Annotated in this window: 19 protein-coding genes; 3 read left to right on the top strand and 16 right to left on the bottom strand. The window is 42.1% G+C overall.

What is annotated here, in order from left to right:
- Positions 1-6 precede the first annotated feature (6 nt).
- The gene (gene yjjX / locus AC3E9V_RS01460) at positions 7-543 is read left to right on the top strand and encodes an inosine/xanthosine triphosphatase (RefSeq protein ID WP_488751405.1); all 537 of its coding nucleotides are present in this window, start codon (positions 7-9) and stop codon (positions 541-543) included.
- A gap of 83 nt (positions 544-626) precedes the next feature.
- Here yjjX and AC3E9V_RS01455 read toward each other — a convergent pair whose 3' ends face one another.
- Positions 627-1,520: an EamA family transporter gene (locus AC3E9V_RS01455; RefSeq protein ID WP_488751404.1), complete on the bottom strand. Its 894-nt coding sequence runs from the start codon at positions 1,518-1,520 to the stop codon at positions 627-629.
- A 188-nt stretch (positions 1,521-1,708) separates the two neighbouring features.
- Between AC3E9V_RS01455 and AC3E9V_RS01450 the strand changes: the two genes are divergently transcribed.
- Both AC3E9V_RS01450 and AC3E9V_RS01445 read left to right on the top strand, forming a co-directional pair.
- Positions 1,709-2,233: a DUF2867 domain-containing protein gene (locus AC3E9V_RS01450; protein WP_488751403.1), complete on the top strand. Its 525-nt coding sequence runs from the start codon at positions 1,709-1,711 to the stop codon at positions 2,231-2,233.
- 56 nt (positions 2,234-2,289) lie between these two features.
- The gene (locus AC3E9V_RS01445) at positions 2,290-3,114 is read left to right on the top strand and encodes a hypothetical protein (protein ID WP_488751402.1); all 825 of its coding nucleotides are present in this window, start codon (positions 2,290-2,292) and stop codon (positions 3,112-3,114) included.
- 424 nt (positions 3,115-3,538) lie between these two features.
- On the opposite strand, the gene AC3E9V_RS01440 is transcribed toward AC3E9V_RS01445, so the two are convergent.
- The 15 genes from AC3E9V_RS01440 to AC3E9V_RS01370 form a co-directional block, all read right to left on the bottom strand.
- Entirely contained in the window at positions 3,539-3,916 is a 378-nt protein-coding gene (locus AC3E9V_RS01440) for an endonuclease domain-containing protein (RefSeq protein ID WP_488751401.1), read from the bottom strand.
- 595 nt (positions 3,917-4,511) lie between these two features.
- Positions 4,512-4,688 carry an endonuclease domain-containing protein gene (locus AC3E9V_RS01435; RefSeq protein WP_488751400.1) on the bottom strand — a complete coding sequence of 59 codons (177 nt, stop codon included), beginning with the start codon at positions 4,686-4,688 and terminating at the stop codon, positions 4,512-4,514.
- Positions 4,669-4,890, bottom strand: coding sequence for a DUF559 domain-containing protein (locus tag AC3E9V_RS01430; protein WP_488751399.1), 222 nt, complete (start codon positions 4,888-4,890; stop codon positions 4,669-4,671). The genes AC3E9V_RS01435 and AC3E9V_RS01430 overlap by 20 nt, the downstream gene beginning before the upstream one ends.
- A 365-nt stretch (positions 4,891-5,255) precedes the next feature.
- Positions 5,256-5,699 carry a hypothetical protein gene (locus AC3E9V_RS01425; protein WP_488751398.1) on the bottom strand — a complete coding sequence of 148 codons (444 nt, stop codon included), beginning with the start codon at positions 5,697-5,699 and terminating at the stop codon, positions 5,256-5,258.
- A gap of 253 nt (positions 5,700-5,952) precedes the next feature.
- Positions 5,953-6,348, bottom strand: a complete 396-nt coding sequence (locus AC3E9V_RS01420) for a hypothetical protein (protein WP_488751397.1) — start codon at positions 6,346-6,348, stop codon at positions 5,953-5,955.
- A 68-nt stretch (positions 6,349-6,416) separates the two neighbouring features.
- Positions 6,417-9,383, bottom strand: coding sequence for a type I restriction endonuclease subunit R (locus AC3E9V_RS01415; RefSeq protein WP_488751396.1), 2,967 nt, complete (start codon positions 9,381-9,383; stop codon positions 6,417-6,419).
- A gap of 99 nt (positions 9,384-9,482) precedes the next feature.
- On the bottom strand, positions 9,483-10,529 hold the full coding sequence (gene darG, locus AC3E9V_RS01410; protein ID WP_488751395.1) for a type II toxin-antitoxin system antitoxin DNA ADP-ribosyl glycohydrolase DarG: 1,047 nt from the start codon (positions 10,527-10,529) through the stop codon (positions 9,483-9,485).
- A 3-nt stretch (positions 10,530-10,532) separates the two neighbouring features.
- Positions 10,533-11,135, bottom strand: coding sequence for a type II toxin-antitoxin system toxin DNA ADP-ribosyl transferase DarT (gene darT, locus AC3E9V_RS01405; RefSeq protein WP_488751394.1), 603 nt, complete (start codon positions 11,133-11,135; stop codon positions 10,533-10,535).
- Between the two features lie 65 nt (positions 11,136-11,200).
- Positions 11,201-11,437 (bottom strand): hypothetical protein, encoded by a 237-nt coding sequence (locus AC3E9V_RS01400; RefSeq protein ID WP_488751393.1) that lies wholly within the window; start codon positions 11,435-11,437, stop codon positions 11,201-11,203.
- Positions 11,438-11,464: 27 nt separating this feature from the next.
- Positions 11,465-12,358 (bottom strand): HNH endonuclease family protein, encoded by an 894-nt coding sequence (locus tag AC3E9V_RS01395; RefSeq protein ID WP_488751392.1) that lies wholly within the window; start codon positions 12,356-12,358, stop codon positions 11,465-11,467.
- Complete coding sequence (locus AC3E9V_RS01390; protein WP_488751391.1) at positions 12,351-14,027, bottom strand: AAA family ATPase; 1,677 nt, start codon at positions 14,025-14,027, stop codon at positions 12,351-12,353. Before AC3E9V_RS01390 ends, AC3E9V_RS01395 begins: the two co-directional genes overlap by 8 nt.
- 3 nt (positions 14,028-14,030) lie before the next feature.
- Entirely contained in the window at positions 14,031-15,224 is a 1,194-nt protein-coding gene (locus tag AC3E9V_RS01385) for a restriction endonuclease subunit S (RefSeq protein WP_488751390.1), read from the bottom strand.
- Positions 15,224-16,687: a type I restriction-modification system subunit M gene (locus AC3E9V_RS01380; protein WP_488751389.1), complete on the bottom strand. Its 1,464-nt coding sequence runs from the start codon at positions 16,685-16,687 to the stop codon at positions 15,224-15,226. The genes AC3E9V_RS01385 and AC3E9V_RS01380 overlap by 1 nt, the downstream gene beginning before the upstream one ends.
- 3 nt (positions 16,688-16,690) lie before the next feature.
- Positions 16,691-17,242 (bottom strand): hypothetical protein, encoded by a 552-nt coding sequence (locus AC3E9V_RS01375; RefSeq protein ID WP_488751388.1) that lies wholly within the window; start codon positions 17,240-17,242, stop codon positions 16,691-16,693.
- Positions 17,243-18,724: a type I restriction-modification system subunit M gene (locus AC3E9V_RS01370; protein ID WP_488751387.1), complete on the bottom strand. Its 1,482-nt coding sequence runs from the start codon at positions 18,722-18,724 to the stop codon at positions 17,243-17,245.
- Positions 18,725-18,742: the final 18 nt, after the last annotated feature.

Raw genomic sequence — 18,742 nt, 5'->3', positions numbered from 1 at the left:
TGCACCATGAAAATCATTGTTGCCTCCAAAAACCCGGTCAAGCTAGATTCCACCAAAGAAGCTTTCCAAAACCTTTTCCCTGATCAACAATGCCAGGTGACCGGTGTAGATGTGCCCTCTGGAGTATCCGACCAGCCCATGAGTGATGAAGAAACTTTGCAGGGAGCAATCAACCGATCCGAAAATGCACAAAAGTCTCAACCAACAGCAGACCTGTGGGTAGGGATAGAAGGAGGAATCCATGAGACCCAGTTTGGGATGGAAGCTTTCGCCTGGGTGGTGATCAAATCAAAAACGCTGCAGGGGCAAGCTAAGACCAGTACTTTTTACCTTCCGCCTGAAGTGACTAAGCTGATCCATGATGGAGTGGAGCTTGGTCATGCCAATGATCAGGTCTTCAAAGAACGCAACTCCAAACAAAAGGGAGGTGCTATCGGCTCTTTAACACATGGTGTGTTAGGTCGTACGGAATACTATGTGCAGGCAGTAATGCTTGCTCTCATCCCTTTTCGAAACTCTGACTTATACCAAACCAGCAATTAGAGCTTTTTCTCTAATTTTAGAGTATGAGCCTGTCTAAAGAGAAGCCAGTTGAAAAGACCACCCTGCTTGGTATGCTGGAAAAATCACCTGCCCAGGATCAATAATACCAATCCCACAAGTATCCCGATCAGGTAAAGGCCTTTCTTTTTGATGTTTTGCTCTTTGTAAAAGACTGCCCCGAAAGCAAAAACGATCAGCACATTGGAACGACGAACCAGGCTGATCACAGAAATCAGGGAGTCAGGGAGTGATATACTGTAGAAGTACAGGTAATCCCCAATCAATAAAAATACACCAATGAAAGGAATGGTCCACCGCCATGAAAAGGGAGTGTTTTGGGCTTTTTTAGGATACCAGAGAAAAATCAATATCGGGATGAGCAGCAGTGTCTGATAAAAGGTGAAATAGGCCTGCACAGCCATCACCTCAATCTCCCGTAAGAGATACCGGTCATAAAGCGCACTGCTTGAGCCCAGCAGGGTTCCGGCTATCAAAAACCAGATAAACTTGTTGTTGCGAAAGCTGATACCTTCAAGCTTCCCGGCTGTAGAAAACAAATAGAAAAACACAAAAATGACCAGTACTCCGGCCAACTGAAATCCATTGAGTCGTTCCGAGAAGATCAAAAAAGCCCCCGCCAATGTCCAAAGGGGACCTGTAGAGCGAATAGGCGCCAGGATAGTCAGAGGCAGGTTTTTCATCGCAAAGTAGGTGAATATCCAACTGCCTAAAACGATCACCGTTTTCAGTAAGATCCCCAAATGGCTGGCTAAACTTATCTGTGGGACATAAAGCAGATGCCTCTGCGGCAGGATACCAGTCTCCGAAAAAACCACCATCAGCAGCATAATCCCTGATGCCAGGACTGTGGAGAAAAATAACGTAGGGATCACCGCATTTTCCTGGAGGGAGACCTTCTTGAAAACGTCGTAAAAACCCATGAAAAATGCCGAAGCAATCGCCAGTAGTAGCCACATAAGCGCGCAAAGGTAGGGTTCGAATAGTATTTATTGTATCTGCAAGCTACTTTTACTGAAAATCAAAACCGTCCGAGATGAAAACAGACCTGTCCGACATCCAGGCAACCTTGCAAAGTCTTTTTAAAATTGGCAAGATGATCGAAAAAGGTGTAAAGATCTATCAGAAAGATAACCTGATATAACCTATGACCAAACCACAAAAAACCAGTTTACCTGATGATTCGCTTCTGTCCGGTAAGCCCAGTGACTACACAGATGCTTTCGTCATGTCTGTAAATTCCAATATCCAAATCACTCCGGTTGAAATCGCCAGGGCGTTTTTTCGATCTTCCCCACGGTGGATAAGGGGTTTGTTTTGGTTGCGTAACAGGACGGTGGCTGCCCTTGGACTGAAAACGGGGACTGTAGAAACAGACGAAGAGACGATCATTCAAAACTTTCAAGGCAATGTTGGAGATAAAGTCGGTTTGTTTAAGATCATGGATAAATCCGATCATGAACTGGTAATGGGCGAACAGGACAGGCACCTGGATTTTTGGGTATCACTGCTGGTCAGTGACCAAAATCAAATCATTCTTTCTACTGTTGTTGTGATCCACAACTGGTTTGGACAGATGTATTTTGCTTTGGTCAAGCCCTTTCACAGGCTCATCGTCCCAGCCATGCTAAAGGCTATCGTGAAGGAGCTGGAGAACCCTCCGGTAAATTGACTTGGTTCTCACACACAACTTTCGTAATTTCAGCACAGGAACTCGCTGTTGAACTCATGCTTATTGATATTCTGGGCTATACCTTTCTGGGCATTTTTGTCCTCACTGCCATACTCACGTTAGCCAGCCTGCCGGGCTGGGTTCCCATTGCGGAGAATTACCGCAAGGTGCTTTTCAAAGCCCTTATCCTGGAAGTGGTGGGAGCTATTTTGGTGTTATTTACCAATAATTATCTCCAGGAGAAAAGCAACTTACAAGCGACCATTAACCCCAACCCAAATGAATGGATCATCATTGATGAGGGTGGTTCGGTAGTCCGGCCCACCCTTCAGCTAACCAACCCGGACACCTCATTTTCCCTGGGAAGCGATGAGGCCATCATGAAAAAACGGCTCGAAAACCTGACCTTCACCGGGGAGCTTTCACCATTGGGTTTTGCGCTTAAAAACACCACGGATCAACCTGTCGGCAAGGTGCCACTATCTTCACTGGAGGGTGCGGGGCTCTTTAACACCATCGATTCACACCAGGGCGAAATAGCCGGCTCTTCTAACTATTCACTGGTCAAATTCAACAAAAACGATGAGGGTCAGTGGATACGGTCAGGAGCTTTTCTGGATGGCTCGCCCTTCTCCGTCCGGGTTTTTGACCTGGGGACCAAAACCATTTACGAGATTAGGGACACTGAAAAAGAAGAGGTACTTTTTAGCTCATCCAGGTCCTCCGAGCCGCTCTTTAATGTGGACAACCGAAAACTCCACTTTTACCCTTACCGGTCAAACTTTTTCCTCTTCCGGATCACCGAGGCAGACCTGAGCGGAGATAAAAAGTTCGTGCACTTCCTGCAAATTAAATTCAAACCAACACTGGAGGTTAACTAGTGTCGTGACTCTTAAATAAGGATACTAATTCATGCCATCACTAAGTTGATGAAATCCTTGTTTTATAAGTAAAGAAGCTGAGTGATGGCATGAATAATTAGTTTGCTTTCTTAGTAATCGTGACACTAGGGTATAGTTAGCAAAGGTGTACGTTATATAGGTTATGGACCCCTCCCCCGCCAGGCGGGACCTCCAGTTGCACAGGAAACCCCTCCGCCTTTTTATGCGCCGTAGCCTCAGGCGCAGGTGTATCAGGCACCTCCCCTTGGCAAGGGGAGGAGCATGCACTACAAAATTTATAAATCTTCTGAAAATGGATAGAAGTCACTACCAACCATGACGCAAACGGCTCCCCTCCTGTTTTAGGAGGGGCTGGGGGTGGTAATACTTGTTTTAGGAGAGAGAGGAGGCCGGGGTGGTTCTATCATTTGGAGTTGGTAAAGTTTGACTTTATCTCTTCCAAAACATTTTCAATGGATTCAAAGACCTCTTTATTCTCAAACCGGATTACACGAATTCCATGCTCACTAAGTACCTCAGCCCTGATTTCATCACGCTCAAATCCTGCAGAGGTAAAATGATCAGCTCCATCTAGTTCCACGGCTAATTTTTCCGATGGACAGTAAAAATCCAGCACATAGTTTTCTACGCTAAACTGCCTTCTGAATTTGCGGCCGGCCAGCTGTTTCCCTTTCAGGTACGTCCATAAAGTTGCTTCCGCACTGGTGAGGTTATTCCTAAGATCCTTCCTTAGTTGTTTCAGCTCCGGACGATTATTGGTCTGGTATTTCCTGTTTGGCATTTTATATTCTAATTCTTACCAGGACTAAATTTAGAAAACAAATTACTCTTAGACCCCTCAGTCCTGCGGACAGCTCCCCTAACACAGGGGAGCAGCATGCACTGCAAAACTTATAAATCTTCTGAAAATGGATAGAAGTAACCACCAACCATACCGCAAACGGCTCCCCTCCTGTTTTAGGAGGGGCTGGGGGTGGTAATACTTTTTTTAGGAGGGGGTGCCACACTGTCGCTAAAGCTTTAGCGTAAGAGACCGGCCTTTAGGGGTAAGTGGTTAGATCCAGTTTAGCAGGTAAGATCCCACTTTATTCCATCTAAATTTGTATTTAAGTTCTCTTAGACCCCTCCCCCGCCAGGCGGGACCTCCAGTTGCACAGGAAACCCCTCCGACTTTTTATGCGCCGTAGCCTCAGGCGCAGGTGTATCAGGCACCTCCCCTTGGCAAGGGGAGGAGCATGCACTACAAAATTTATAAATCTTCTGAAAATGGATAGAAGTAACCACCAATCATGACGCAAACGGCTCCCCTCCTGTTTTAGGAGGGGTTGGGGGTGGTAATACTTGTTTTAGAAAGAAATGAGGCCGGGGTGGTTCTATCATTTGGAGTTGGTAAAGTTTGACTTTATCTCTTCCAAAACATTTTCAATGGATTCAAAGACCTCTTTATTCTCAAACCGGATTACACGAATTCCATGCTCACTAAGTACCTCAGCCCTGATTTCATCACGCTCAAATCCTGCAGAGGTAAAATGATCAGCTCCATCTAGTTCCACGGCTAATTTTTCCGATGGACAGTAAAAATCCAACACATACGTTTTCCACGCTAAACTGCCTTCTGAATTTGCGGCCGGCCAGCTGTTTCCCTTTCAGGTACGTCCATAAAGTTGCTTCCGCACTGGTGAGGTTATTCCTAAGATCCTTCCTTAGTTGTTTCAGCTCCGGACGATTATTGGTCTGGTATTTCCTGTTTGGCATTTTATATTCTAATTCTTACCAGGACTAAATTTAGAAAACAAATTACTCTTAGACCCCTCAGTCCTTTGTGTGTATTAAGATCGACCCCTCCGCCTTTTTATGCGCCGTAGCCTCAGGTGCAGGTGTATCAGGCACCTCCCCTTGGCAAGGGGAGGAATATGCACTGCAAAATTTATAAATCTTCTGAAAATGGATAGAAGTAACCACCAACCATGACGCAAACGCTCCCCTCCTGTTTTAGGAGGGGCTGGGGGTGGTAATACTTGTTTTAGGAGGGGCGCCACACTGTCGCTAAAGCTCCTTGCTTCGCTGAAGCTTCGCGAAGGCACAGTTAGCGTAAGAGACCGGCTCAGGGGTTGGGATGGTTACTTCCTCAACACCATAAAACTCACAAACCCTTTTCCAGTATCAGAAAAGCTCTTAACATTCAGGGTGATCCTGAACTTGCCGGATTTCTCCGGGACAAGCACCTGTACTTCTCCACGACCGGACGATATAAAATCTTCCACTTCGCTGACCTCAAACTTTTTGGAAGACCTGACCACCACATCAAGCTCGGTGATATCCGAATCGCCCATTGCCACCAACTGGTAAGTATGGCCTGCTTTTAGCTTGATGTTCACGTTCTGTTGGGCATTCTCCGGGTTAAATTCCGTGATGATCTGGGACCTGAACTCAAACCCTTCCGATTCCATTTCACCGAGGTAGTCGGCATTGCTTTTCTGTAGTACATCGATAGGTGTCTGCGCATATAGCGCAAAATAGGAGAAAAAGATGATGAAAATAAGTACGATTGATCTGCTGTTCATAATCCCAATAAGCGTTAAAAGTTATCGGTGTAAATGTAGGGGTTAATTCTAAAGAGTTTCTGTAGAAGAGGGGTGGTTCATTCAGACCAGGAGATATTATTCATGAGCTGGAGGATGTGATTTGAGACTACCCATCTGACGGGTTCGCCCATCTTGAAAATAGCCGTTAGTCATCGGCTGCTGCCAGAACAATAACCATCTCTCTCTATTCCCACTCCATGTGCTCAGGTAAAAGACCTTCTGCTGGGATTCTTTACCGATCAGGGGCTAATTCATCAGGAATTACAACTACTTCAATTCCATATTTCTTGCAGATAGGTTCTAAAACAGAATCGGTCTTTTTACAAATTGCTACAGACTTGATCGATCTGGGATTATATCTCTTTAGCAATTCTATTGAAAAAAAAGCCTGACCCATCAGATACATTCCTATTCGCTTTGCCTTCGTTTGAATACAGATTATATCTTTTCCTTCCAGGTCATAATCTACCCGGTATTTTATTTCGTTAGGCTCGCCCAGGATAATAACACCATCAATTTCTCTGTTTGAATGCTCTTTTCCTCTGCGAACAGCCGGGAATTCTTCAATCAAGAGGCCCCCAACTTGTTTCCAATAGTGTTTGGTACGCCAGGATTCGTGTTTACTCATGATAATTTAAGGAGGATTAGATAACTGATCTTTGGATGCTTTATTTAGTAACCATTCTTCACACAACTTCAGTAATATTCCTTGATATAGCCGTAAGCCCGATCAAATAAAACCTGGTCCTTATGGAGTTGATATTTAAGCAATGCTTTTCTTAGTGATTTTTGGACTTCTCTTTCTCCTGCATTGGAATCTTGCCAACCTGGAAATCGAACTTGCTTTACAATTTCATCGATATCTTTAACTATTCGTTCTACCACCGCCGGCGTTTGATCGGTTTTCAGCTCTAAAAACAATTCGGTTAAAGCCGCCTGGGGTGTTTTCTCTTCGATCAGAGATTCCAATTCTTTCTCTGCCTGAACCGTTTCTCTGGCAAGCTTACATAGCTCTTTGACAAATTCTATAGATGTAATTAATCCTTGCTCTGCTTTGTTCCTAAGAGCCTCAAGTCTTTCACTTAGTTTTTTGAATTTTGGATTTCCAGCATGTTTTTTAAATCGCTTGATGAGAATCTTCTCTAGTTTGGCTGCATTTTTTGGATCCGGATTATTAAAAATATCTTCAATTACATCGGCATCCAGTACAAACTCGTCTAGGTGATGTACATCCCCCACATGAATGTTTTCATGGATTAGTTTGGTTGTCTGAGCTCCAAGTGTAAACCACAGAAGTTTTCCTGTATGATCCGATGCAGGCCGGACAGATTCATAGACCTGTGATAGCCATTTATAGTCATTTTGATATTCATCTAAAACAGGATCGGGAGAAAGTGACTCCCATAGTTTTGAAAGGTATTTGAAGTCTTTGGCAAACGCATCTTTTTTATCATCCGTATTGATGGCATTCTGTGCCGCTTCCAATCCCTCAAACCCTTGGAGAGATCGATTAACCCCTGTAAAATGGGACAAAGCTTTTGATATAGCGTTTGGTAATTCTTCCTTGAGCTCTGTTAAATTGGTAATGACTTTTAAAACGCTTTTCTCATCAAATTGAAGTGCTTTTGCAGCGTCATCAAAAACACCAAAGTAATCTACAATTCTTCCGAAGTGTTTACCGGCGTATAATCTGTTAGTCCGACAAATAGCCTGTAGGAGCGTATGATCTTTGAGGGATTTGTCCAGATACATGGTTTGAAGAATGGGAGCATCAAACCCAGTCAGTAGCTTTGCGGTAACGATGATGAATTTCAGATCAGAATGCTCATCGTTAAACTCTTCAACGATTTTATCTTGCTGGTTTTTATCAATTCCCCACTTTTGCTTAAAATCAAGATCATCATTAGCTGATGTGGAAATGACCACTTTGCTTGCTTCTGCTGGGTAATGCTTATCAAGTTCTTCTTTGTACTGAACACATGCGTAGCGATCAGGGGTGACGATCATTGCTTTGAATCCATGAGGTTCTACCTTTTCCCTGAAGTGAACGGCAATATCCTCAACGATTTTAGATACACGTTCGGGACTCTTCAAAAAAGCCGCCATCCGGGCCGAATGTCTGTTCAATGCATCAGCATCTTCATCAGAAATAGCCGTAGCTTCTTTAAACTCCTCAAACGATTGATCAATGGTTTCTTTATCTACATGAACATCTACTAGTCTGGGCTCGAAATGTAATGGTCGGGTAGCATCATCCCGAATGGAATCATGGAATGTATATCGTGACATATATCCTCCATCGTCCTGTTCAGCTCCAAAGGCCCAGAAAGTATTTTTGTCTGCTTTGTTGACTGGAGTACCCGTAAGCCCGAAAAGAAAGGCATTGGGTAATGAGGCGCGCATTCGCCTTCCCAGGTCACCTTCCTGGGTCCTGTGAGCTTCATCGACCATCACAATGATATTATCTCGTATGTTCAGGTCTTTTGGAGCATCGCGAAATTTATGGATCATGGTGATGATCACTTTCCGGATGTCCCGGGCAAGGAGTTTCTGTAGTTCATTGATACTGTCAGTAGTCACCACATTTGCGATATCCGCAGCGTTGAAAGTACCACTTATCTGGGTATCCAGGTCCGTACGATCTACTAAAATCAAGACTGTCGGACTTTTTAACTCCTGGAGTTTTCTCAGCTTTTGTGCGGCAAAGACCATGAGCAAAGACTTACCAGAGCCCTGAAAGTGCCAAATAAGCCCTTTTTTGATTTGTCCCTCCTTTACACGTTCAACAATTTTATTGGCACCCTCATACTGCTGAAACCTACAAATAACCTTAATCCGTCTGCTTTTGCTATCTGTGGTGAATAATGAGAAGTTTTGAAGGATGTCCAGGAGTCTCCCTGGGTTAAGCAGGTCTGAAAGCTCTTTACCGATTTCTCCTAGCCCAAGGCGTTTTGCAAGTTCTTCTTCATCGCTTTCAAGTCGCCATGGCGCCCAAAATTCCAGAGGTGTTCTTACAGCCCCGTAAAACAATTCTTTTCCTTCGGATGCAAAAGAGAGAACATTAGGTACAAACAGCTGAGGAACCGCATTCTCATAAACATCATGGATCTCATGAGCTCCGTCCAGCCAGCTGATAGAAGGCCTGATAGGTGTTTTCACCTCGCCCACCACAATGGGAATACCATTGATCAACAAAACAATATCAGGAATTTTTGTCTCCCGGTGATGAACACGGTATTGATTGGTGATGACAAATGAATTATTTGTCTTATCCTGAAAGTCGACCAAATGTATGGGAACATGTCGGTTGTTTTCCCCGAAAGGCATGGTTTTCTCACCGGTCATCCATTTGAAAAACTCTTCATTGGCACGAACTAACCCCACTTGATTTACTGATAACAGAATGGCTCGGAGCTTATAAATCACCTCATCCGCTAACTCATTTCTTTCCGCCATTTCAGGATTTAGCCGGATCAAGGCTTTCTTCAGCTCTGACTCCACCAGTACTTCATTGGTACTTCGCTCCAGGCTTAATGCCGAACGATATTGCCAATCAGATGCATAAGCCAAAGGGGGTTCTCCAGCTCCCTGAGTATTGAGGTTTACTCCGCTTAGCTGGTGGATGATGAAATGTTCTACACTGTTTAGTTCGGTAAATCCCATCAGACGGTCAAATTATAAGACCCAATATAATCAATACCGCCATTTTAGAGCTTAATAGCTGATCAGATTCAAATATTCTCTGCCTCAGAGAATATTCCATTAAAATATAGATTGAGCGTAGTTATTTAAGTGGCGGTAGGCAATTTCAACATATCTGGGCTTGAACAATTCGGTTTTCCTGATATTCCATTCTTCCATGCCGGCCATTACATCCTCAACAGACTTTCTTTGTCCTTCCTGAGTGGTCAGGTAATCCACACTTGCAAGAAGCTCAAGTGAAAAGGTGGATTCAAACCCTTCTAATAGTTTCATTACTTGCTTTAGCCGGTTCCTCTGTTCTTCGGAGAGTTCTTTTTGGATGTAGGTTTTTACTTCCTGAAGCTTATCGTAATTGAGAAACAAGGGCTCAAATGCTCCTGCTTTATTTTGCTCCAGGCCCTTCAGATAAACACCATTCAGGTATTGCAGAACATGATTTAGCTGGACAGTGTAGGGACCATAATGATATGCCTGGAATTTGAGCTTTAGGTTTTCCCCACTTCGCTGCAGAAAATAAGCTAACTTATTCGCTACAAATAAGCTGCTTTGCTCTCCCATGGATTCATATTCAAATAACAGATAAAGCAACATGGCCCGGGCAGGTGTCAGTTTAGCCTGCTTTCCGGTATCCTCGTGCTGCAGTGTTTGCTTGATCGATTCATTGGGCGTATAAACCTGAATATTGATATCCATGTGACCAAGCTCAGCCTCGATTATCTCTTTTACTTTTGCCCAGTCCAATCCTCCGTTCCCACATCCTAAAGGGGGAATCGCCACACTTTTAATGCCTTTTTCGATAAGGTCAGCTTTTAATGCTTTCAGGCCGGATGAGATATATTCATATTTGGATTTTCCTTTCCAATGTGCCTTTGTAGGAAAATTAATGATCCATTTCCTGGTCATTAAATCGCCATCTTTTATGGTAAGGACCTCTCCTGTCTTAAAGCTTTCTGCTTTACAGGCATCTTTGTACACTTTGAAATTATGCGGGTAGCGATTTTTAAACTGCAAAGCAATTCCTTTACCCATTACACCGACCGTGTTTACGGTATTGACGAGTGCTTCGGTATCAGCATTTAGCAGATTGCCTGTGACGTAGCTTATCATAGGTTAGTAATACAATTTACAGGTTTTATCAATATAAACTGGCAGGTCGATACCTACTTCTGCAACCATCTCTTCAAAATAGGCCTTTCTTTCATTTGTTTTGACCACTAAAGCAGTAATGCATTCGATGGGAACATAGTTTCTTACCAAAAATTCTGCCTGCTTGTAGTCCTGACGTCCCATGCCATGGTTATTTGACCAGTTGCGGTCTTGTACAACCTCCCATTGAATCTGATCAAGGTCTTTTTCCTCCCGGAAAAACTCAGCTAAAGCTAATTTTGCATTCATGTTAGTAAATATGAATTCCAATCCGGATGCTTTTATCTTTTCAAGTGTACTGACCAAAAAGATGATATCCTCCTGGGGCCTTTGCTCCACTCCTTTATACCCGTTCATAATAAGGTAAAGCATGGGTGTATGTCCTGCAAAATAAAACGGCACATATTCTCCCAGATTGCCTGCTTCCGGTAAGGGTATCAGATACTCGTGCCTATCCGTGATTAATTGTCTGTGCCCGATATTTATATAGTTTGGATCATGGTCCGGATGTTCCCTGCAGCACAAGCCATTCCTCAGAATGTATTCTACATTTTGCCAGTGGATCATGCGGTAGAGATATGGGTTTTTGGGGGTATGCAACTATAGATATTATAATTAAAGGTGAAATCGGATTAAGGATTAAGAAAATCGAACTCCTTACTTTCCTTCATTTTCTTGACTATTCTGTGGAATTCTCTATCAATTTCCAGATTTCGTTCAATTCCTCGCAGTTCATAGGACACCCCACCATTTTCGAAATTGGCTACAAGAACTTTAGTTTTGTCTGGATCGGCCTCTGGATATTCTTTTAGGATGAATTTGGTAAGTTCCTTCTCTATGTGGGTTGATATGGAATTAGGATAGTTCATATTTCTAATATACCTATATAATAAATTTTATACCATTCCGATTAACCGATTATAGTAACTGCTTAATATCATCTGATACTCATCGAGTTCATTCAGTTGTGCTATGTAAAACTCCTTGAAGTTATGAAACATATAAAATCCCACCCTGGAATACTCTTTGGTTTCATCTTGTTCATCGAGCATTTCACGGAAATATCCTTTCAAATCGTGATATAAGAATTTAATAGCAAATTCATCTGCACCATTATCTTCGTAATCATTAAAGATTCGAACGAGCTTTGTGAAATACTTATCAATTTTCTGCTTACGCTTAAGAATTAAATCCCCACGATTCAACCCATATGTATCAATTGAAGTTCTCCCTTTTTCAGACCCGTCTTTAGGTTTAACTTCCCCGTTTTTAAGAAACGCAAGATGTATTTCTACATCATCCAACTCAGGATGAAGTAGCAGTCTTCCCTCATTTTTGAGCAGTGGTGAATTAATATCACGGTATTGTTTGTCAACAATTCTCTTCTCTTTCTTAAGTGCATTTATTCTTTTGCTCTCATTCTCAACAGGAAATTTATTGGATTTGGTACTGTTACAAGCCTCACATGCTTGGATGAGGTTTGTCCACTCCAATGATAACCAGTAATAACCGTAGTGGTGTGACTTTTTTATTCCTTTAATATATTTCTTGGGTCTGTAATGATCAACCCTCTGAAATGAGCTGCCAGACCAGTCAGATTCGCAGTATGCACACTTCTTATGGTAGATTTTTATTAGTGATTTCTTAACAGATTTGGCGTTATACTTGGTAGTTACATTGTGTCTCGGTGCATCAGAAATAATTGATTTAATTGTAGATTCAATATCATTAACTTTGAGTTGTCTTGGAAAATGGTCACTGCGACAATTTTTGTTCGTAACACTAATCATTCCCTCTCTGTTTTCTTGATTTATATTTATTCAAAAGAGATTGAAGCGAGGAATCCTCAGTCATTTTCTGAGACCATGAATCTTGAGTGCTCAATTCGCTATTTAGATTGCTGCTTAATAGCTCGGAAAAACCAAATATGGGGGATGACAAAATCAGATTTGGTGTTAATCCTGAAATATCGATTTGTAATCTTTCGCAAGTAACTCCTTCATTAAAATCTTTTTCAACTTTGTAGAACACAGAATTGCTAGGAGCGCCTAATAGACTAATCGCACTATGAGTGGAAACAATGAATTGAATGTATGGGAATGTTTCCCCGAGTTGAAACACAATTTCTTTTTGAAGCTTTGGGTGAAGATGTAAGTCGATCTCATCTATTATTACAACGCCCTTATATTGAGATGGATCGCTGATGCTGGGTTGTTGTTGCTTCAAGCGTAAAAGCAAGTCTATTATTAAAGCACAGAAACTTTTGGTCCCGGAAGATAACTCACTGAATGATTTACCTTTTCTGATATCCAGTTCTTCATTTTCATCAAGCTTTTCAAAAAATAAAAGCCTAAAATCATCATCATAACTCACTTCAGTATCAACCACTTCAAGAATATTACTCAAATTTTCTACTAAAGCCTGGACTGCCATTTCCAGATATTTTGGTTTTTCACCTAAATCATAAGGCGATACTAAACTCCTTAATACATCTATTGGATTAAATAAACCATAGGTTAATCTGGATCGTAAAGCTTCAAGTTGTATTTCGATGATATCATCATTAAACTCATCGGTATCTGTTAGCAATCGGTTAGGTCCGTATGCTGAGAAGCCTTCTACCAAAGATGGGTTTGCAGATTCGTGAGAGGTCGTGTCAATGGTATATTCCTTGATCTGATCCTGCTGATGTAATTTTAGTATAATGCGCAGATCATCAGAGAAATCAATCCTCTCCTTATCATAGTTATTGCATAAGGCAATTGCAATAGCTCTCAATATGGAAGTCTTACCTGCTCCATTTTCCCCGGTAAAAAATATCCATTGTGTATCTTCTGAAATTTCTGATATCGAGCAGTTTTGGATGATTCCATATTTTTCAATGTTCAGTTCAAAAAGTCTATTTCCTCTAAAGAGTAATGTACTTTGATTTGAAACATCATTAAATTCCTTATGAAATCTTTTCAGGTTTTCTATGTCTTCTTCAAACTCCCAATTATCAATCAACGAGATGGGAAGTTTTTCGTCATCACCTATATCCTTTTTCGCAATCACATTGTCAATTGGCTTCCATTCATTTTCTATAAAATGTTTCAATGCTTCAACAGGCTTCATTCCATTGTAAGCTTTTACATCTTGCTTACTACTGAGACCTATTAAATCTTTGATGTTGGAATCAATGAATCGCGTTTTCTCATTGGAATCCGAAGTACTAATCTTTAAATAAGATTCGCCTTCTTTATTTACAAGAAATGAGATGTTAGGTAATTTGGTTTTCCAATTAACCCCTTTCCAGAACCCAATCGCCAGAAAATCATCATTACCAAGGAACCAATAGCCCTTTTCACTAAGCTTTCTTCCACGGTTAGTTTTTCTTGGACGAATTCTGAGTTTAGGATTTACCTCAAATTGTCTCAGTAACTCCTGATAGAGGTCCTCATGTATTTTCTGAATATCCATCCCCTAAAAAATCTGATTAATTATACTCCGCTGCAAAGCCTGTGAACTGAGAATTTTGGATTTAATCTTTCCAATTGATTGTAATAAGCTTTTTAATTCTTCAAGAATTATTTTCTGCTCATGAAGAGGGGCAAGTGGAACAGGAAAATTTTCTACGTCAGCTTTCGTGATGTTGGGATCCTTTCTGGAACTGATAGCCACCTTTTTCCAGTAATTTACTTTTGCGTTCAATACCGCTAAAAGGTATTCTGGTTCAATGAAGGTTTTGTCTACCTCGATTGCCGAAATAGCTTGATTGGTAGCAGCGTGGATTTTAAGGATACCTGTTCTTCCAATTTGATTGAATCCACCATACATAGCGACGAGAACAGTATCAACCGACCTTAACTTGCAACTTGTCTCTTTCAGAGCGAGGTGGGTAATTTTTTCCTCTGTGCCAAAAATTTCGCCATTATTTAGATCTAATGTCTTGACCCAATTGAATTCACCTTCATCGAAATAATCTTTATTAGATCGCAATGGAGTTGATCCTGCTTGAACTTTCGCAAAGTCCTTAATTTTTCTTACCGCCCATTTACTCGGCAGAGGCCGCCTATTCGAGTCAAAACCATAGGCTATCCTCTTACGTTCAAAAACCGCTTTTGCGTTCTCCAACCTCTCCAAAACTTCCCGCTCCCTTTCAATTACCTCATCCATAGCCCAGAGCAGTTCGGCTAGCTGTGCTTGCTGGTCTTTGGGAGGAAGGAGGAATTGGTAGTTGGCTACATCCCTCCAACGTACATGTGGATTGGTGGATCCAATTATTGCGCTTGTGGTATGTGCGTAAAATGATTCACTATGAAAAAGGAATGGAATAAATAAAGGATCTACAATATCTTCTATAGGCTCCAACGTCAATGTCTTCTCTCCACAAATCCCATCAAAGGATGCTAATGCCGCTCTTCGCAAATGAGGGTTTCTTGTTGGAAAAAGAATTTGCCCTGCTCTAAAAATTTTGTAAAAATAGGGATTGAGTTCATCTCCATTTTCTTGGCTTGACCATCTTCTAATATGAAGGGTCTCTTTATCCAAATGCTCTACTTTTAGGAAACGATCAAACCTCTTGCCGGCGTTTTCCTTATCATTCTCTTCTTTCTTCACTACCACATCACTAAGAGTGACCCGCTTCCATCCAGAGTTATCAATATTCAACTGCATTAACCGATTGATTTAAATAAGGAATTCATACTGGTTGTAAGTTTAATTGATAAATTTTCCCATTCCTTATAGGCTTCTCTGAAAGGTTTAGTATCTGATTTTCTCAGTCTTGTAGAATCCACATAATTAGTAACTAGGAGTGAACCATCTTTTGAGAGAACGTCATCAATGTCCACTACTTTCGCAAAGCCATCTATATTTTTGAAACTACAGTATGCCTTATATATTTTCTCAATGTGGCTATCTAATAAGAAAGAGATGGTTTTTTCTTCTTTAACCTCATTGTAGGCATTGATGAATAGAATTTTTCCTTTTTTCTTTTCCTCCTTGTTTGTCTTTCGGATAAGCAGAGCTGATTCCATTGATGAATTGTAAAAGAGATTTTTGCCGAGAGCTATGACGCATTCGACAGTATCGGTTTCGATCATTCGTTTGCGCATATTCTTTTCATTGTCTCGAAAAAGTATTCCATGAGGCCATAGTTGTACACATCTGCCATTTTCCATGTCTAGGCTTTTGTGAATGTGTTGTTCAAAAGCATAATCCGCACAGCCTTGTGGCGGTGTACCCCATAGATTGCGTCCATAGGGATCATTTTCAAAGCTTTTGCGGTCCCAGCTTTTGATGGAGTAAGGCGGATTAGCCAGGATCACATTGAAGCGCTTGAGCTCGTCATTTTCCAGAAAGGCTGGTTGGGCTAGCGTATTTCCCCGCACAATCTGAAATTCTTCGATCCCATGCAGAAACATGTTCATGCGCGCAATGGAGCTTGTGATCAGGTTAATCTCCTGCCCGTAGAGCTTGAGGGTACGGTATTCTTTGCCTTCTTCCTTCAGGTGCAGTGCACAGTTTAGCAGCAAGCCGCCACTGCCACAGGTGGGGTCATAGACACTCTCCCCCGGTTGTGGGTCCATGATGAGCGTCATGAGCTTCACCACTGTGCGGTTGGTATAGAACTCTGCTGCCGTATGTCCGCTATCATCCGCAAACTCTTTGATCAGGTACTCGTAAGCATTGCCCAGCTGATCGTCGGGTACGTTTTTCAGATTCAGCTTTTCCTGTGAAAAATGTTCTACGAGATCTGTCAAGATCTCATCGCTCAGTCGGTCTTTGTTCGTCCAGCTGGCATCACCAAAGATCCCATAGAGGGTTTCCGGGTTGGCTTTTTCTATTGCTCGCATGGCCTCCTGTATGGCCATCCCTACATTCACCGTCGTTTCCCGCACATGTTTCCAGTGTGCTCCTTTAGGAATCTGAAAACGGTGATTCTCTTCAAAAGCGGCATACTCCAGATCTCCGCCAGATTCTTCCAGGGCGATTTCATATTCTTCATCATAAACATCGCAGATGCGTTTAAAGAACAGCAGTGGAAAAATAAACTGCTTATAATCCCCTGCATCGATGGTACCGCGCAGGGAAGTTGCTGCCCCCCATAAAAATTTTTCGAGTTGTTGCTGGGTCATTTTTTAATACTTAGTTCCTTCCCATAGTCTCTCTACTTCTATCAAGTTCCATTTTTCCTTCAATGATATTTCATAGATTCCTTGAATAATTTGAGCATAAATGGAATAAGTGGTTATCGCCTTGATCTTTGAGACAACATGCGTGTTTGCAATAATATCTTTATTGTTTTTATAATGACTTTTGATTCCTTTCCACAAGCCACCATCTATTGGTGGATGAATGCAATTTTTGAGATTCGGCCTCCCGATACCGCCAATGTATACCATAGTCTTTAAATAGATATTAATCAATTTAGCAGACCATCCTATTGGCCAATCAGGTCTTGTTTTAGTTATTAATTCACAGTTTTCCAGGTGCCACTCGGCAAACTCCTCGTCACCTATTTCATTGTTTATACCTAGTATAGCCTCGTATTTTGGTAAATCAATCAAGGGATATACATCTCCTTTTTTTCTTGGCGAAGGAGCCTTTGATCTGGTCGAAGAAAAAGCACACCACCTAGCATACTGATGTGTGATAAAATGACGATTATTAGAGGTATCAAATGGTTCCATTCACAGAAATCTTTTAAGGATAGAAACAAACCTTCTTTCGGCTTCCTGGCTCTCGTTCCAGGCTTCTTTCAGATCAGCCAGCGCTTCTTCTACGGTTGGCAAGTCATCTTCTATGATTTTCTCCACATAAAGAGGAATGTTGAGATTGTAATCATTTTCCCGGATATCATCCATGGAAGCTGTCTTGACATGATTTTCCACGTCCTGATAATCTTTGTACCACTGAAAGATTTGCTGGACATGTTCTTTTTCCAGAAAGTTTTGCGCCCGTCCGACACGTATCCGATCGGAAGCATCAATGAAAAGGACCTTCTCTTTTTGGTGATCAGGTTTTTGTCTGCGGAAGATCATGATACAGGCTGCTAGTTGGGTGCCATAGAAGATATTGGGGCCTAGCCCAATGACTGCTTCCAATAGGTCCGCTTCCAGAAGCGCTTGTCGGATCTTACCTTCCGCACCTTTTCGAAAAAGGGCTCCATGCGGCAGTACAACCCCCATTCGTCCGTGTTCATTCATGGACTGGATCATGTGCTGGACCCACGCCATGTCACCATTTCCTTTGGGTGGTACTCCTGCAAAGTTTCTTCCATACGGATCATTCCCCCAGCTCTCAGCACCCCAGCTTTTCAGTGAAAAGGGGGGATTGGCAATGACACAATCAAAGGACATAAGTCCATCGGCCTCAAAGAATGCGGGCTTTCGCAGTGTGTCTCCTCGTTCAATAAAAAAATCCTCAATGCCATGGAGGAACATATTCATCCGTGCAATTGAGCTTGAAGTCAGATTTTTTTCCTGGCCATAGAGCTTGAGTGTTCGGTAGTCCTCATTATTCTCTTTTAGATGATCCACGCATTCCAAAAGCATTCCGCCCGTACCGCAGGCAGGATCATAAATGCTTTCACCTTCATGAGGATCCAGAATGAGCCCGAGCAAGTGCACTACAGACCTGGGAGTATAAAATTCACCTGCTTTTTTATTTGTCAGATCCGCAAAGTGCTTGATTAGGTATTCGTAGGCCCTGCCAAGGATGTCAACATCCACTTTGCTGTTCGATAGCTCATACTGAGAAAAATGCTCTATAAGATCAATCAGTAAGCGATCTGGTAATTTATTTTTATTGCTCCACTGCGCATCTCCGAAAATTCCATAGAGGTACTGCTGATTCGCTTGTTCAATTCCCCTCAAAGCTTTTTCAATCGCTTGTCCAACATTGGTTGTCACCTCACGAACGTCCTTCCAATGGCACTCCTGCGGGACCTCAAATCGATGAAACTCCGGAAGAGCGGCATATTCTGCATCTCCGTCAGATTCTTCTAAAGCATTCTGATATTCTTCATCGTAGACGTCTGATATCCTTTTGAAGAAAAGAAGCGGGAAAATATACACTTTAAAATCAGAGGCATCGACCGGCCCTTTCAGAATCCAGGCTGCTTTGGACAGATATTGCTCAAGTTGAGATAAAGAGATTCGTTGGGTACTCATTGGGTGGTCAGTGAATTG

Source organism: Marinoscillum sp. HNIBRBA16962, from assembly GCF_057801515.1.
Note: the sequence above shows the minus strand (reverse complement) of the source record. Positions and strands in the feature narration are given on the sequence as shown.

Coding starts and splice junctions, on each gene's coding strand:
- AC3E9V_RS01450 (WP_488751403.1), top strand. CDS start 1,709: ATGACCAAACCACAAAAAACCAGTTTACCTGATGATTCGCTTCTGTCC.
- darG (WP_488751395.1), bottom strand. CDS start 10,529: ATGATAAGCTACGTCACAGGCAATCTGCTAAATGCTGATACCGAAGCA.
- AC3E9V_RS01375 (WP_488751388.1), bottom strand. CDS start 17,242: ATGGAACCATTTGATACCTCTAATAATCGTCATTTTATCACACATCAG.
- yjjX (WP_488751405.1), top strand. CDS start 7: ATGAAAATCATTGTTGCCTCCAAAAACCCGGTCAAGCTAGATTCCACC.
- AC3E9V_RS01445 (WP_488751402.1), top strand. CDS start 2,290: ATGCTTATTGATATTCTGGGCTATACCTTTCTGGGCATTTTTGTCCTC.
- AC3E9V_RS01395 (WP_488751392.1), bottom strand. CDS start 12,358: ATGATTAGTGTTACGAACAAAAATTGTCGCAGTGACCATTTTCCAAGA.
- AC3E9V_RS01390 (WP_488751391.1), bottom strand. CDS start 14,027: ATGGATATTCAGAAAATACATGAGGACCTCTATCAGGAGTTACTGAGA.
- darT (WP_488751394.1), bottom strand. CDS start 11,135: ATGATCCACTGGCAAAATGTAGAATACATTCTGAGGAATGGCTTGTGC.
- AC3E9V_RS01380 (WP_488751389.1), bottom strand. CDS start 16,687: ATGACCCAGCAACAACTCGAAAAATTTTTATGGGGGGCAGCAACTTCC.
- AC3E9V_RS01400 (WP_488751393.1), bottom strand. CDS start 11,437: ATGAACTATCCTAATTCCATATCAACCCACATAGAGAAGGAACTTACC.
- AC3E9V_RS01420 (WP_488751397.1), bottom strand. CDS start 6,348: ATGAGTAAACACGAATCCTGGCGTACCAAACACTATTGGAAACAAGTT.
- AC3E9V_RS01425 (WP_488751398.1), bottom strand. CDS start 5,699: ATGAACAGCAGATCAATCGTACTTATTTTCATCATCTTTTTCTCCTAT.
- AC3E9V_RS01370 (WP_488751387.1), bottom strand. CDS start 18,724: ATGAGTACCCAACGAATCTCTTTATCTCAACTTGAGCAATATCTGTCC.
- AC3E9V_RS01415 (WP_488751396.1), bottom strand. CDS start 9,383: ATGGGATTTACCGAACTAAACAGTGTAGAACATTTCATCATCCACCAG.
- AC3E9V_RS01455 (WP_488751404.1), bottom strand. CDS start 1,520: ATGTGGCTACTACTGGCGATTGCTTCGGCATTTTTCATGGGTTTTTAC.
- AC3E9V_RS01430 (WP_488751399.1), bottom strand. CDS start 4,890: ATGCCAAACAGGAAATACCAGACCAATAATCGTCCGGAGCTGAAACAA.
- AC3E9V_RS01440 (WP_488751401.1), bottom strand. CDS start 3,916: ATGCCAAACAGGAAATACCAGACCAATAATCGTCCGGAGCTGAAACAA.
- AC3E9V_RS01385 (WP_488751390.1), bottom strand. CDS start 15,224: ATGCAGTTGAATATTGATAACTCTGGATGGAAGCGGGTCACTCTTAGT.